The sequence below is a fragment of the Chryseobacillus diguaensis genome (assembly GCF_049220665.1).
In the GTDB taxonomy this organism is placed as follows: Bacteria; Bacillota; Bacilli; order Bacillales; family Bacillaceae; genus Metabacillus_B.
Map to the genome: position 1 here is coordinate 1 of NZ_JBMKNV010000010.1, position 15,473 is coordinate 15,473.

Below are 15,473 nucleotides of genomic sequence, written 5' to 3' on the forward strand. Positions count from 1 at the left end.
TCCATTTGATCACGATTCATTTGATTATTTTTAGACAGCATTTCAATCACCTCACTAGTTACTTCTTTCATTATACAAAAAAACTGCCAACATCCTCCTCAAAATCGAGGAGTTTGTCGACAGTCTGGAGCCGGCTGTTTTTACAGCCGGCTTTCTTTATGCAGAGCGGCAGAGAACATTCGGCGCTTTTTTTAAAGGCTGTTTTCGCAGAGACTGTTGTTTTTCGTACATGCTTTTATCAGGCATTTAGACTAGCAGCGGGGCATCTTTTCTAAAAGTTTTTGCCATCCCAATAGGTTTCGAGCACTAAATATAGGATCATGAGCAACAAAGTTTAAGAAAAGAGCCTTATAAAAAGTTTCCACTCAACGAACTGTGACGAAAGACCGATATAAATAATAGAAAAATACTTAAAGCGCAAAGTGTGGTTTGCGTATTTTTAAATCATCAGAAGAGGTGGAAATAGAATGCTGTTTAAAACAAGAAGAAACAAAAAGGCCGGTCAAATTGAAAGAGTTAAAAAAATCGAATTTATTACAGAAGATCATGCCATAAAGCTTGAAGACAAGGAGCTTTCAGGCAGGCTCGAATATATGGGCTTTAACGCTTGCCACCTCACTGTTTTAAAATCAATCAAACCGTTTATCATGGAAGAGCTTGAAGGGGTACTGAACCAAGTACTTGATGATTTATATAAGCAGCCTTTGCTGACAAAGATTGCAACTGATCATACAACAAGAGAGAGGCTGCTTAGTTTATTCGTACAATATTTTCAAAGCCTGCTGAGCGGTGAGCTGGATGCTGCCTATTTTGAAATGAGAACAAGAATCGGACAGACACAAAATGGAGCAGCTCTTCCTGTCACTTGGTTTCTCGCCACCTATTCAGCAATGAACACACTGCTTATTCCAAAGATCGCAGAAAAATTTGCAGATGAGCCGGAGAGGCTGCCTAAAGTAATGACAGCTGTAACCCATATTATTAACCTTGACTCACAGCTTGTTGTGGAAAATTACATGGAGAGCCGCATGCACGAGATAAATTCAGTGAATGAAAAAAATGCTCATTTACAAAGAGAGCTCGGTGCGATCAGCCAGGAGCTTGCTGCCACAGTAGAAGAGACCAATACAACGATTTTTGAAACAAGTGCTAAAGCAGAAGAAATCCGAAAAGAGACTGAAACTACTCAAAAGAGCAGCAAGAACCTTCTCAGTCTGACAAATGAAAATCAGCGCCAAATGGAAGAAATGGTGGCGATTTTCGGACAGGCCATTACAGAAGTAGGCAGTTCCCTTGAAGGAATCGGCAGCTTGAAGGAAATCTCAAATAAGATCATTGTATCGACAAAACAAATTGAAGAAATTGCCGACCAAACGAACCTGCTTGCGCTGAATGCATCTATTGAGGCTGCCCGTGCAGGTGATGAAGGAAGAGGATTTGCTGTAGTAGCGACAGAGGTCCGAAAGCTTGCTGAGAACGCGAAGAACATGAGCAATCACATCAAAACACTAATAGAAGAAAGTGATAAAAACATCCTGCTCCTCATTGACCGGATGAATTCAATGAACATTTCAACGAAAGAATCTCAGGTGAAAATTCAGCAGGTAAATAGAGGACTTTCAACTGTTAAAATGGAAATGGAAAATTATCTTGATATGTTTAACCGCAATAAAACCGATCTGGATACAATTGTTGTATCGATTAAAGAAATTAACCAGACGACGGATAACCTCTCAAACTTAGCAGATAACCTGCTTGAAAAAGCTGAAGGTTCTTATTAAGAAACAGAAAAGGCAGGCAGGATGAAAGATTCCAGCCTGCCTTTCTCTTTTTAAAAGATCAGAAAGTATAAATTTCTAAGTTGATTTGTCCAGCTCCAGCGCCTAGGCCCTTGAGGTCACTTCAGAAAACCCCACAAAGTCAAAACCGAACTTTGCGGGGTTTCCTTCCAGTGCTTGTCGGGGCTGAACAAGGCGCTTGCGCTTTTCTTATATAGAAGTAGATCTGCTTTGTCTTCTTTTTTGGCGAAGCCTCATTTCTTCGAATGCTCCCGATCCGAAAAGAACACCAGCTACAATTAGCAGCAAGCCGATAAAGTGAGAAGGAAGGATGTTTTCTCCGAGAAAAAGCGCTGATCCAAGAAGGGCAAAAAAAGTGCTCAAGTTCATAAAGATAGAGGCTTCTGCTGCCCCTGCCTTTCCAATAACAGAATTATAAATCATATGGCCGAAAGCTGTTGCAAGTACAGCAGATCCGAAGAACGAAGCCCATACGGAAGGACTTCCGTTTGTCATGCTCATTAGCCCGTTAGGTTCTGTTATGAGACTGATGCCGAAAAGAATAAAGGAGCCGAAAAGGAGCATATATCCTGTCAGTAGCCGCGGGTCCATCACTTTGGCTGCTTTGCTGACAATAATAAAGCTTGAAGCCTGGCTGAAAATGGAGAGAAAAATGTCTAAATCGCCAAAATTGATGGAACCGATTCCTTTGCCTCCTGCGAGGACAGTAAAGCTAACCCCGATAAGTCCAAGCACAAAGCCAGACAGTCTGATAAGAGTGAGTTTTTTATTCAGGAAAATAATGGAAAGGATAGCTGTAAGCATCGGGCCTAATCCTAGGATGAGTCCGCCGTTTGCGGCTGTCGTTTTTGTAAGGCCTGTTGAAAGAAAATAATGATGCCCGACGACATTGAGAAGTCCTCCGAAAATGATGAATTTTATTTCCTGAAGCGTCGGCTTTCTCAGTCTTTTTATAAATGCAAGAATGATCAGTACAGTGACACCTGCGGTAAAAATACGAAAAGACGTCATGGTTACCGGCATAAAGCTGCCAACAATAATTTTGATAAAGGAGACGTTAAAGCCCCAAATAAGCATGACGGCGATAAGGATAAGATAGATTTTATTGTTCTTCAAGGTTTCCCTTCTTTCTGTTTAAGAGCCATTATATGTTATGGAATGGATTCCTTATAAACATACCAAATAGTTATGCCATGAAGAAAGAACTCATTTTAATTGTTAATCAAAATTTTGTGAAAATAAGGAACTTCGGTCTGTTATGGACTGGGAAATTATGTTACTATTTTCTACAGTTCAGAAACAAAATACATATAGGAATAGAACAGCGGGATTACATGTATTTAGCAGAAGATCTCATTTGCTTCTAAAAATGAAATGGGGAATAAGGGATATGAATGTTTTTACTTTTCACCGGACAATCAAAATCCGTCTGGCAGAATCTTTTATCAGCTCTACAATCGGCGGTATGATTTTTCCTTTTATGGCAATCTACCTGTCTCATTATTTTGGAATGAAGACAACGGGGCTGCTCCTCCTGCTGAATGTATTTGCTTGCATTCTGTTCAACTTTTTGAGCGGCTATCTCTCAGACCATTTTGGGAGAAAAAAAGCCATCGTTCTTGCAGAAACTCTTCGCTTTCTGGCTTTTTCTCTGATGATGCTTGCCAATTCACCGTGGTTTTCGTCGCCGCTCCTCACCTTCTTCATGATGATGATCAACAGTGTTTGCTGGGGGCTTGCTGGACCAGCCAATCAGGCCATGCTGATTGATGTCAGCAAGCCGGAGGAAAGAAAGCTCATGTATACGATCATGTACTGGACGAATAATCTCTCCATTGCCATTGGCGGTATTGCAGGGGGATTTTTATTTCAGCATTATCTATTTGAGCTTTTGATAGCTCTTTCAATAGCTGCATTCGCTGCCTGGGTGCTGATCGTTTTCTTCATTGAAGAAAGTCATGCTCCGAAAAAGGTTCAGAAAAGATCTGCTGCGATGCACACAATATCCATATTGAAAGGCTACAAAGAGGTCTTAAAAGACCGCATTTTTGTTTTGTATGTGCTCGCAGGACTTCTGGTTCTGTCTATGGAATTTCAGCTCACCAACTATATCAGCATTCGTTTGAATAACGAATTGCCAGTACAGCATATACTGAACTGGACATTTGGCGGGACTGAAATGATCGGATTTTTAAGAACGGAAAATACGATTCTCGTCGTTGTTACAGCTCTGTTTGCCGCACGCATTGTTGAGAAATTTAAGGAAAGTACTACTCTTATTGTCAGCTGTATGATATTCGTCGCTGGCTACGCCGTTATTTCCTATTCAAATAACATGTGGATTCTGTTTCTTGCCATGCTTGCTGCAACAGTCGCTGAAGTGCTGCGGGTTCCTGTAGAGCAAAACTATATGGCCAATTTGCCGTCTGCAGATGCAAGGAGTTCTTATATGGCGGTTGCCGGGTTGACGTTTAATCTAGCCATGCTTATTTGTTCTGTAACGGTAACGCTCAGTGCTTTTTTATCAAGCTTTTCATCAACTGTATTTATTACTTTAATAGGTGTGATCGGCATCATTTTGTATTATCGCATTTTGCCGGATCTTACTATTCGTACTTCAGCATCCGAACAGCTTCAGGTGAAAGCGGAATAGCGGGAGGAAGGCAGCAGCTTTAAGGGTGCTGCCTGTACCGTTTATGTATTTGTTACAAAAGCTGTTTTCGGAGAGATCGATGTTTTTCGTACCAGCTTTTTTCCCGCATTTAGACTAGCGCAGCGGCATCATTTCGGAAAACTTCTGGCGAACTCAAAGTAACTTCAATAAAAAAAGTGGGAAAGCAGCAAAGTTTAAGAAAAAGCCTTTATCAACTTATATAAAAGCTGTTTTCGCAAAGATTGTGTTATTCGTATGGGTTTAGAAAACGCAAAAAGATTAGCTTCTGGGCATCTTTTCTTAAAATTTGCAATGTGTAAGATAGCTCTAAATTCACTTAAATCAATCAAAAAACAACAAAGTTTAAGAAAAGAGCCTATTTAAAATAATAGTTATCTATAATAGCAAATTGGTAGTATAATGAAAGCGGATTAAAAAATTTTTCATTACTTGTGAAAACGGTTGCACAAAATGCGGATTAAAGGGTGAAAAAAATGAAAAGACTTTTTTCAGTAGACAATTGGAAAATTATCGAAACTGAGCTTCATAAAGAAGAATTCCGTTTAGCAGAGAGCATGATGAGCATTGGAAACGGCCACATGGGAATGCGCGGTAATTTTGAAGAAATGTATTCAGGAGATTTCCACAGAGGTTCTTATATTGCAGGTGTTTGGTTTCCGGATAAAACCCGTGTAGGGTGGTGGAAAAACGGGTATCCGCAATATTTCGGAAAAGTGGTCAACTCAATCAATTACCTCGGAATCAGAGTTCTGATTGACGGAGCAGAAGTAGATCTTTACAAAGATTCCGTAAAAGAATTTTATCGTGAGCTTGATATGCAGCACGGCGTTTTAACGAGGAAATTTACGATTATAAAAGACGAAAAAGAGACTTTTTTTGAGGTGGTCCGCTTCCTTTCTGTTGATGAAAGTGAACTGGCTGTTATGAAATACTCTGCCACACCAGTCAATTATGACGGAGAAATTACCTTCATCCCTTACCTTGATGGAGATATCCGGAATGAGGATTCCAACTATGAAGAGGATTTCTGGGATGAGGTTGACAGAGAAGCAGTAGAGTACGGGGCAGCTCTTGTCATGAAAACAAAATCAAATCCGTTTGATGCACCTGTCTTTATGGTATCTGCAAGCATGAAGATTACTGTTGAAGGTGAAGTGCTTTCCATTTCGTCTAATCAAAAAAGCGAATATGCTGATAATCTGATCATTGTAAAGGGAAGCAAAGGTCAAACTATAAGCCTTTACAAATATGTAGCGGTGACAACCGACAGAAACCATCCATTAGAAAGCCTTGTATCGAAGGGTAAAAATGTTTTAACCGCTCAAATCGGGAAGGGCTATGAAGAATTGCTGAAGGCTCATCAAGAAGGCTGGCTGAAGCGCTGGGAAATGGCAGATGTTGAAATTGAAGGAGATGCTGAGGCACAGCAAGGCATCCGCTTTAACCTGTTCCAGCTATTCTCTACTTATTACGGGGAAGATGCAAGCCTTAACATCGGTCCTAAAGGATTTACAGGTGAAAAATACGGCGGTGCCACCTATTGGGATACTGAAGCATATGCCCTGCCGCTTTATTTATCAACTGCAAAGCCTTCCATTGCCCGCAATCTTTGCATTTACAGGCATAATCAGCTTGAAGGTGCCTGCCATAACGCACGCCAGCAGGGCCTAAAGGGAGCTCTTTATCCGATGGTGACCTTCACAGGTGTTGAGTGTCATAACGAATGGGAAATTACGTTTGAGGAAATTCACCGTAACGGCGCCATTGCGTATGCCATTTATAACTATGTGAACTACACTGGAGATAAAAGCTATCTCCATGAATATGGAGTGGATGTCCTGACAGGAATATCCCGTTTCTGGGCCGACCGCGTGCATTATAACACAAAAAAAGGCGTCTACATGATGCATGGTGTGACAGGGCCGAACGAATACGATAACAATGTCAACAATAACTGGTACACCAATTTAATGGCTCAGTGGACATTGAACTATACGATAGAAGTGCTTCATTATTTAAAAGAAAATGGCCATGCTGAGCGTTTGGAAGAATTGAATATTACGAGTGAAGAAACAGATAAGTGGCAGGACATTGCTGCAAATATGTACCTTCCTTATGATGAAGAGCTTCAAGTGTTTGTCCAGCATGACACCTTCCTTGATAAAGAACTGATGCCTGCTGATCAGCTGAAGACGGAAGACCGTCCAATTAACCAGAACTGGTCATGGGATAAGATCTTGAGAAGCTGCTTCATTAAACAAGCTGACGTACTTCAAGGACTGTATTTCTTGAACAATCAATTCACTGAAGAAGAAAAACGCAGAAACTTCGAGTTTTATGAGCCGATGACAGTTCATGAATCTTCTCTTTCTCCATGTGTGCACTCGATCCTTGCTGCAGAGCTTGGAATGGAAGAGAAAGCTTATGAAATGTATAACCGTACAGCGCGTCTTGATCTTGATAACTATAATAATGATACCGAGGATGGCCTGCACATCACAAGTATGACGGGTTCATGGCTCTCTATTGTTCAAGGCTTTGCTGGAATGAGAACAGCAGAAGAATCATTGTCTTTTGCACCGTTTATTCCTAAAGCATGGAATCGATACACCTTTAAAGTGGTTTACCGTGATCATCTGATTACAGTAGAGGTAACAAGTGAAAACATCCGGCTTTCACAAGAAGGACCTGAGCTTTCACTTAAATTGTACGGTAAAACAGCTGTGCTGCCGGAAAATGGTAAGCTTACCGCCTCTATAAACAAAGAAATTATTTAATAATCGTTTGGAGGGTTAAAGGATGAGTAAACCTATTGAAGCATTTATTTTTGACCTGGACGGGGTTATTACAGATACGGCTGAGTACCATTTTCTTGCATGGAAAGAGCTTGCCAAAGATATCGGAATTACTTTTACAAAAGAGGATAATGAAGAGCTGAAAGGCATTTCAAGAATGGAATCACTTGAAAAAATCCTCAAGCTTGGAGGAAAAGAGAATGATTTTTCCAAAGAAGAAAAAGAACAGCTGGCAGCAAAAAAGAACGAACATTACTTAACATTGATTCAAAACATTACACCTGATGATATTCTTCCCGGAATTAAGCCTTTAATTGAGGAGATCAAAAAACACGGCTTAAAGCTTGGGCTTGCCTCAGTAAGCAAAAATGCTATTGCTGTAATGGAATCTTTAGGCTTGAAGGATAAATTCGATGTGATAGTAGATGCAGCAAAAATTCAGCATGGAAAGCCGGATCCTGAGATCTTTTTAACAGCTGCAAAGCTTCTGAATGTCGAAACAGCTGCTTGCATTGGTCTTGAGGATGCAGCGGCAGGAGTAGATTCTATTAAGGGCGCCAAGATGTTTGCCGTTGGTGTTGGATCTGAAGAAACGCTTCGTAAGGCAGATATCGTGTATTCAAAGACAGAGCTTCTTTCATACGGAAACATTATCCGGGAGTTTGAAGGAGCATAAAAGACAGCTTGCAGAAAAACGCTAGTTTCTCTGCAAGCTTTTTTGAGATTTTAAAAATGTAACTTTCATGCAGCTGAATACTGGATATCATTCTGCGGCTTTTTTCATTCCTTTCCTCCTCCGTTCATCATCTTCTAAGTATACTACCTAGTATATATTTACTTTTTTAGCTGCAATCAACAGCCAAGTTTAACAGAGCCTTACTTTTAAAAAAGTGTCCTTTTCGTTATTTTTCCACATTGTGTGCGGGAAAAATAAAGTAGAATAATAGTAAGAGAATCTATGTTTGGAGATGAAAAGATGAAGTCCATTTGTATTTTTGCCGGTTCAAACGCCGGCAGGCATGAAGAATACAGGGAAAAGGCCAGAGAGCTTGGCAGGTATATGGCCGAACAAAACATCCGGCTCATCTATGGAGGGTCCAAAACAGGCCTTATGGGAGAGGTGTCCAATGAGGTTTTAAAATATAAAGGTCAGGTTACAGGAATTATGCCGTCTGGCCTTTTACGAGGTGAGATCGTTCATGCAGAACTTACAGAACTAATTGAGGTAGAGAGCATGCATGAAAGAAAAGCGAAAATGGCAAGTCTTGCAGACGGGTTTATTGCTTTGCCTGGCGGACTCGGTACATTTGAGGAACTCTTTGAGGTGCTGTGCTGGTCTCAAATCGGCATTCATGAAAAGCCGATTGGACTCTTAAATGTAAGAGGGTATTATGAACCTCTTCTAACTCTCGTTCATCATAGCACGGAGGAGGGGTTTGCTAAAAATTCGCCCCTCAGCCTCCTGCATGCGACGGACGATCCCCGGGAGCTGATTGAGTATATGGGAAACTATGAACCGCCAGTTTTTGAAAAGAAATGGCAGGTTCCAGGACGCAGCGAAGGGGAAGAAAGATGAGGCTAAAAGGAAAAACAGCAATCGTTACGGGCGGATCGAGAGGCCTTGGAAAAGCGATCGTTACCTCCCTTGCAAAAGAAGGGGCAAAGGTCATCGTTAATTATTTTCATAACAGCGGGCAAGCAGAAAAAACGGCAGAGGAAATCCGCCTTTTAGGAGGAACGGCGTTTGCAGTGCAAGGGGATGTGACAGACGAAAAAGGGGCTGCTTCCCTTGTTTTGGAATCGAAAAAGCTTCTGCAGCAACCGGTGGACATTTTAGTGAACAATGCAACAAGTCCGCAGCCTGAACTAAGCCTCGAAGAAGTCTCATGGAAGGAATACGAGGATCAGCTGCTGTTTTTCGTCAAGGCGCCGCTTCTGCTTATGAAAGAAGTGCTTCCTGATATGAAATCCGGGAAAGGCGGTTCTGTTATCAATATTGGCAGTGAAGTCGTGCAATTAGGGAATGCCTACTTTTCTAACTATGTAACAGCAAAATCAGCCATGCTCGGCATGACAAGATCATGGGCGAGTGAGCTGGGGTCTTACGGAATCAGGGTTAATCTGTTAAATCCAGGATTTATTCCAGTCGAGCGCCACCGAGGAACGGCAAATGAAGAAATAGAAGGCTATTTAAGAAATGTGCCATTAGGCATAATGGGGATCCCGCAGGATATTGGGAATGCCGTGGTGTTTCTTGCTTCGGACGAATCTTCCTTTATTACTGGACAGAGTATTTCTGTAAACGGAGGAAATACGTTTGGCATCTAAAAAGGCATAATAAAAGCGATTCCCTTCATCCCGTTTTTCGGAAAGGAATCGCTTTTTGTGTTTTGCTGTTTCTTTGTTCCGTTTTTCTGATTTTGTCATGGTCTTTCTTTCATGAAGACTAAAGGCTGCCCGGCCTCTTAAGGTTTCTGGATTTCTCACACCGTTTCGCATATCGTGAAGGCGTTTCTTTTTTGCATGGCCTCTGCTCATTTTTTCACCTCAAATAATGACTTTCTTCCTTATATTATCTTATCTTATATTGCTTCCTAATAAAAGTGACACAATATTGCTTATAAAAAAGTTGATTGATCAACCTTGCTTAAAGGTATGATGGAAGAAGAAATAGAATAGAAGGAGAAAAAATATGAAAGACAAAAAGCAATTGACTGTAAAACGTCAATTGCTTTTTGACCTTTTCCCGGCAAGGATGGTCAAGTCAACTGTTAGCGTAGAGATGTCTGATTCAACCGCTTTTTTCAGCTGTTCCGGAGAACTTCCCCATGAGAGAGGCGTCATGTTTATAATATGTTCCAACAATCCTTCAGCAAGCTTCACTTGATAAGTGATACGTTTTGATTCAGCCAGCTTAAAATTTTCCTGAAACCGTTCAATTGTTGTGTGGTTGGAATAATCTTCTTTATCGGTTTGCCCATAGAATATTTCTCTCAGTTCTTTCAAATAGCCGCTTTCCGGAATCACTTTTACAAGCAGACCGCCATCAGAAAGCAGCCGGTCAAACTCCGCGTAGTTGGATGGTGATAAGATACTTAAAATGCAGTTGAATGCATGATTTTTAAATGGGCTATTAGCAAGATCAGCGACACACCAGATCAGTCCGGAATATTCCCTCGCTGCAATATAAACGCCTTCTTTCGCGATATCGGCTCCAATTCCAACTAGGTTTTTTCCTGTTTTGTCAAAGAGCTTCTTTTGAATGCTTGATAAGTGGGAGCCTTCACCGGATCCGGCGTCGAGCATTTTTATCTCATCGGGATTGCTGTTAAAGTGACCGTTCAGCATTTCGCTCAATTCGGAAGTAAGCGGATCAAAAAAACCGCTGTCTGCAATCCGCTTTCTTGATTCAAACAAATGCTTATCATATTTCGTTTTTAAAGAATGTGTTATTAAGTTCAGATAGCCCTGCTTGGCTAAATCAAAGAAATGATTTTGGGTGCAAACCATGCTTCTCAGCTCCTGAATATGCATATCTCTTGAACATACAGGGCATTGAAAAATGGCTTCGTGTTTTTTTATGAGATTGGCGTGAATGGTTTTTTTATTAAGAATGGACAAAAGGGCACCTCATCCGTTATTGAAAATAATATGTGTCATTATATCACAGCGAAGAAAAATAGCAGAAAAAAACAGACTATCCAAAGGACAGTCTGTGCATATATGACTTAGTTTGAAAGATTCTTTCCGGTTTGCAAAACAGTTCCCGATTGTCTCTTTTTTCGAACCCATGTAAATAAAAATAATGTCACTAGGATCAGGAGGGCAGCGAAAAAGTAAAGTCTTGTGTAGCCGAAAACGGCTGCAACCATACCGAGCAAATAAGAGCCGCCCGCTATACCTGTATCGAATAAGGTAAAGTAAGTAGCGGTCGCATGGCTGCTCCGCTTATGATCCGCTGACTGAACAGCAAGGGTCTGGAAGCAGGGAACGAGCGTACCGTAGCCAAGCCCGATTAAAGCTCCTGATAAAAGAAGCATGAAGGCTGTATGCGTAAAGCTTAAGCACACCATTCCGGCAGCGAACAGCACAAAGGCTGGATACATGACAACCGCAGCTCCCGCTGTATCGAACAGCCTGCCGACGAAAGGGCGGGAGATGAGCATGACAAGGGCAAATACGACAAAAAAGTAGCTTGCCGCACTCATCAGCCCAAGCTGTTTTGCGTAAATCGAAATAAATGAAATGATGCTTGAATAAGAAAAGGAAATTAAGCTCGCCACAAGAGCAATCGGAAGTGCCCGCGTTTCAAAGAGATCATTTAAGGAAAGCCTGCTTTTTGCGGGGGCAGCTGCTTTCTCCTGAATTGGCACTTTGATTAAAAAAGTAAACAATACACCTAGGATTAAAATGAGCCCGAATAAAACGAAAAGTGTTTGAAAGGTCACAAATTGAAGCAGGCTCAAAGCAATAAAAGGTCCGCATACGACAGCAAGGTTCATCGACATCGCAAAGTAACCAAGCCCTTCTCCTCTGCGTTTGAGCGGGATGACATCTGCGGCAAGTGCTCCTGTTGCAGTGGTAATGAGGCTGAACCAAATACCATGTATGAATCTTAAGATTAAGAGCGGTACAAACGCGTTAACAAACATATAAACAAAGGTTGTCATCATAAACAATATGGTTCCAATGATCAAAACTCTTTTCTTGCCAAAGTCCTGCAGCAGTTTGCCCGAAAAGGGCCTGACAAGAATAGCAGAAAGCAAAAACGCTGTTACGACAAGGCCTGCTTCTGTATTAGACCTGTGGAGCTGATCAATGACATAAACAGGCAGCCCTGTCAGCAATCCGTAAAAAGCCAAAAAAATAAAAAAGTTTATGAGAAAAACACTCACAAAACTTTTTGTCCAAATCGGTGTTCGGTTTTCTTTATTCATGTTGTTCCTCCAATTGATGAGCAGTTTCTCCTGAACCCATTTTTTTTAAAAGGTGAAAAAAGCTCTCTTTTTCATCAGGACTCAAGTTTTGCAGCATATCCTTCTCAAATTCACTCGTTGTTGCAAGTACTTCTGGAATGAGCTCTTTTGCCTTTTCTGTCAGTTTAATGATCCGTTCCCGTTTATCATATCCCGTTTCACGGGTAACCCATCCGCACTCTTCCATCCGGGTTAGTGTGCGAGTCACAGTGGGAGCTTCAACATTCAGATATCGCCATATGTCCGTTTGGCTTATAGGACCGTAGCGGTTTAAGCAATATAGAATCGACCATTGGGCAATATAGAGGCCGTGTTTTTGAAGGTGTGCATTTGCCTGTTTTGTAATAAATCGATATTTCTGAAAAAATTCATGGATAATCAGCTGATTCTCAATCATCTTTTTCATTCTCCCTGTCTGCCTGTCAATATAAAAAAATATTTACCTAGGTAAATATTAAAGCATATTTCCCCTTTTTGCAAGTTTTTCTCTCTTCCCAATGTGTAAAAAACTAAAATAATTCAGCGAAAAAAGTCCCCCTTATTAAACTAGTAAGATAGCGAGAAATATGGGTTTAAGGCATTTGGCTGCCGGGATGTTTTTTCATAGAATCCTTGAAAAAGGCTGAAAAACTATGAAAAAGAAAGCATAAGGCCAATAGGTTAACCTGAGCCAAGCCTATCGGAATTTAGCCAGACTGAAAGCAGGCCTTATCCTTTGAAATGGATTTTTGAATCTGTTAGGGTAGTACAGGAGCAACTACAAAGGGAGGAATCATAGGACATGAAAGTAAAAAATCTAGTACTATCCTCAGCGGTAGCAGTTGGGGCTCTAACATTCGCAGGACAAGCAAACGCAAGCGCAAAAGAAATAAACGTACATAAAGGGGACACTCTTTATCAGCTAGGGAAAGATTACGATGTATCTGTTAATGCTTTGAAAGAAGCAAATAATAGAACAAGTGATACGATTTATGCTGGGGAAAATCTTCAGCTGCCAGGACAAGGTGAAGAAGTAAAAGGTGCATCTGCATCAAACTCTTCTTCAGCAGATCTATCAGCAGATGACAAAGATTTAATGGCACGTCTCGTTAATGCGGAAGCAAAAGGTGAACCGCATGAAGGGAAAGTAGCAGTAGCTTCAGTTATCCTGAATAGGGTAGCAAGCGACAAATTCCCTGATACAGTAAGAGATGTCATTTACGAAAAAGGACAGTTCACACCTGTTTCAAACGGTGAGATCAATGAGCCAGCAACGAAAGATGCCAAAAATGCTGTAAAAGAAGCAGCAAAGGATCAATCAGTAAGCAAGGGATCACTTTATTTCTTTAATCCGGACAGTGCAAGTTCAAGCTTCCTGGATGGAAAAGAAACAACAGAGAAGATCGGTAACCATATTTTCGCAAAATAAGAAGATTTATATAGAAAAAGTCAGGCTGAAGTCAGCCTGACTTTTTGTATTGTTAAGGAAATTATAAATTTTAACCTTGTTGATAACTTTCAACAAGTGTATTGAAATCCAGCTCCAGCGCCCAGCCCCTCGAGGTCGCTTCGGTCCTGTCAATGAAGTCAAAGAACGACTTCACAGCCAGGCCCTCCAGCGCTTGTCGGGGCTAACCAGGGCGCCTGCGCATTTTGTTCTGAGCGGTTTTTTAAATGCACTCAATCTTTTTTAGTAAGTGCAGCCATTTGTTAACAAGAGGAGGCAGGTTAGGGAAAAGCGGATGCAGCCCTAAATCTTTTTCTGACAAGTCTTCAAATGATATTTTGGTATTGCCACAAACCCTTTTGATCAGATTGCTGAGCTCAATCTCCTGCGCTTCAAAGAAGTTAATGTTTGTCCGCTCCTGAACTCTCTCAAGCATGGCCTCATTCAGAAAATAGATATCCTTATGGATAATAGGGACTTTATTAAACTTTCGGCTTTTCTCCATTTCAACTCCGTCCATCTGATCAGATGAACTCATATAAACATCAACAGGACTTTGCTCATCGTCAACGAGATAAATCGTTTTTCCGCAATGATTACATTCAATGGTACTGACTTCATCAGATGATGAACTATTATAAATGAAGAAACCGTCTATTTGGGATTTACAGAAAGTACAATAGGCAGGTGTGATAAATGAGGAAACAGTCAGATCCCCTGAAGGATTATAGATGTACGTAATTTTATCTAAATTTTCGTGATCTGGAAGTACATAATGCATCTCCATTCGTTCCCCTCCTTTCTATTAAAGTATAAAACTATCCATCCTTATTTTACCCTTTTTAGCTGTTTCCAAAACGGAATCAGTTGTTTTATAGACAGGTGACTCCCTTTTTTTCTGGGAGTGAAAGGGGAGTTCTATATGAAAAAATTAAACCCTCTTTTTTAAAATTTGCAGTTGTATTTTTGCTTTGAATTCACTTTAATGAATGAAAAAACAACAAAGTTTAAAAAAGGCTCTTTTCTTAAACTTTGTTGCTCATGACCCTATATTTAGTCCTCGAAACCATTGCGATGGCAAAAACTTTAAGAAAAGATGCCCTGATGCTTGTCTAAATGCGTGATAAGAGCATTTACGAAAAACAACAATCTCTGCGAAAACAGCCTTAAGAAAAGAGCCTATGTAGAGAAGGAAGCTGGATGCTGCCAAAACTCAAAAATTTTTTTGAAAAAAGTACAACTCTCTTTGTTTTTATCATATAATAAACTGTATTTAGTTATTCACATATATTAAAGGAGCAAAGAAAAGCAAGTGGAAGAATTCATCAAGCCAATAACAGACGCTTTGTTACTAAAGTCAGGCAGCAGCACTTCACTAGCCATTGAAAAGGTTTTTCCCGACGGCAGGCTGATCGGCGGTAAATACAATACAGATTCTCATACGGTTACTATTTATATAGAAGTAATTAAAAAACAATGTCTTCAAATATTTCAGTCATTGGAATACTTTCCGGATTATTTAAAAGCGGTTCTCGCCCATGAAATTGGACACGCTGAGGACGGGGATCTTCCCATGCTTGCAGACAAACTGGAAGATCCGAACTTAACAGAACAGGGGCGGAAACAAATCGCTCTTCAAATAGAAGAAAATGCCTGGCACTACGCAGTGAAACTCATTCCTGAAATAGATCAAGGTTTTCTGCAGACAATCATCTATTATTCCTTGAAAGAATACAAAGATGATCTGCTCATGCCCGGGGCGTAAGAATTTTAAAAATCTTGCTGGATTTTCCAGTAAGATTT

General features: G+C 40.6%; 13 protein-coding genes and 1 pseudogene. 8 read left to right on the forward strand and 6 right to left on the reverse strand.

All coding sequences use genetic code 11. The features are described from left to right. Window positions 1-467: 467 nt before the first annotated feature. A complete protein-coding gene (locus ACOT8F_RS14970) occupies window positions 468-1,781 on the forward strand; it encodes a methyl-accepting chemotaxis protein (protein WP_421652736.1) in 1,314 nt (437 codons plus the stop codon). A gap of 207 nt (window positions 1,782-1,988) precedes the next feature. On the opposite strand, the gene ACOT8F_RS14975 is transcribed toward ACOT8F_RS14970, so the two are convergent. Then, window positions 1,989-2,915: a DMT family transporter gene (locus ACOT8F_RS14975; protein ID WP_421652737.1), complete on the reverse strand. Its 927-nt coding sequence runs from the start codon at window positions 2,913-2,915 to the stop codon at window positions 1,989-1,991. A 274-nt stretch (window positions 2,916-3,189) separates the two neighbouring features. Between ACOT8F_RS14975 and ACOT8F_RS14980 the strand changes: the two genes are divergently transcribed. The 5 genes from ACOT8F_RS14980 (at window position 3,190) to ACOT8F_RS15000 (ending at window position 9,596) form a co-directional block, all read left to right on the forward strand. Continuing rightward, entirely contained in the window at window positions 3,190-4,452 is a 1,263-nt protein-coding gene (locus ACOT8F_RS14980) for an MDR family MFS transporter (RefSeq protein ID WP_421652738.1), read from the forward strand. Between the two features lie 494 nt (window positions 4,453-4,946). Continuing rightward, window positions 4,947-7,250, forward strand: coding sequence for a glycoside hydrolase family 65 protein (locus ACOT8F_RS14985; RefSeq protein WP_421652739.1), 2,304 nt, complete (start codon window positions 4,947-4,949; stop codon window positions 7,248-7,250). Between the two features lie 22 nt (window positions 7,251-7,272). Further along, a complete protein-coding gene (gene pgmB, locus ACOT8F_RS14990; protein WP_421652740.1) occupies window positions 7,273-7,944 on the forward strand; it encodes a beta-phosphoglucomutase in 672 nt (223 codons plus the stop codon). 300 nt (window positions 7,945-8,244) lie between these two features. Then, window positions 8,245-8,844 (forward strand): LOG family protein, encoded by a 600-nt coding sequence (locus tag ACOT8F_RS14995; RefSeq protein WP_421652741.1) that lies wholly within the window; start codon window positions 8,245-8,247, stop codon window positions 8,842-8,844. Further along, window positions 8,841-9,596 carry an SDR family NAD(P)-dependent oxidoreductase gene (locus ACOT8F_RS15000; protein WP_421652742.1) on the forward strand — a complete coding sequence of 252 codons (756 nt, stop codon included), beginning with the start codon at window positions 8,841-8,843 and terminating at the stop codon, window positions 9,594-9,596. The genes ACOT8F_RS14995 and ACOT8F_RS15000 overlap by 4 nt, the downstream gene beginning before the upstream one ends. Before the next feature lie 12 nt (window positions 9,597-9,608). Here the strand turns inward: ACOT8F_RS15000 and ACOT8F_RS20980 are convergent. From ACOT8F_RS20980 to ACOT8F_RS15015, 4 genes and pseudogenes are all read right to left on the reverse strand, one after another. Further along, window positions 9,609-9,806: pseudogene (locus ACOT8F_RS20980) on the reverse strand (hypothetical protein); the annotation flags it as partial. A gap of 186 nt (window positions 9,807-9,992) precedes the next feature. After that, complete coding sequence (locus tag ACOT8F_RS15005; protein WP_421652743.1) at window positions 9,993-10,889, reverse strand: putative RNA methyltransferase; 897 nt, start codon at window positions 10,887-10,889, stop codon at window positions 9,993-9,995. Window positions 10,890-10,996: 107 nt separating this feature from the next. Beyond that, window positions 10,997-12,205 (reverse strand): MFS transporter, encoded by a 1,209-nt coding sequence (locus ACOT8F_RS15010; protein ID WP_421652744.1) that lies wholly within the window; start codon window positions 12,203-12,205, stop codon window positions 10,997-10,999. Continuing rightward, window positions 12,198-12,641 carry a MarR family winged helix-turn-helix transcriptional regulator gene (locus ACOT8F_RS15015; protein ID WP_421652745.1) on the reverse strand — a complete coding sequence of 148 codons (444 nt, stop codon included), beginning with the start codon at window positions 12,639-12,641 and terminating at the stop codon, window positions 12,198-12,200. Before ACOT8F_RS15015 ends, ACOT8F_RS15010 begins: the two co-directional genes overlap by 8 nt. 384 nt (window positions 12,642-13,025) lie before the next feature. Between ACOT8F_RS15015 and ACOT8F_RS15020 the strand changes: the two genes are divergently transcribed. Further along, window positions 13,026-13,652 (forward strand): cell wall hydrolase, encoded by a 627-nt coding sequence (locus ACOT8F_RS15020; protein ID WP_421652746.1) that lies wholly within the window; start codon window positions 13,026-13,028, stop codon window positions 13,650-13,652. A 241-nt stretch (window positions 13,653-13,893) separates the two neighbouring features. Here ACOT8F_RS15020 and ACOT8F_RS15025 read toward each other — a convergent pair whose 3' ends face one another. Next, on the reverse strand, window positions 13,894-14,457 hold the full coding sequence (locus tag ACOT8F_RS15025) for a hypothetical protein (protein WP_421652747.1): 564 nt from the start codon (window positions 14,455-14,457) through the stop codon (window positions 13,894-13,896). Between the two features lie 525 nt (window positions 14,458-14,982). Here ACOT8F_RS15025 and ACOT8F_RS15030 point away from each other — a divergent pair. Next, window positions 14,983-15,435 (forward strand): hypothetical protein, encoded by a 453-nt coding sequence (locus ACOT8F_RS15030; protein ID WP_421652748.1) that lies wholly within the window; start codon window positions 14,983-14,985, stop codon window positions 15,433-15,435. Window positions 15,436-15,473: the final 38 nt, after the last annotated feature.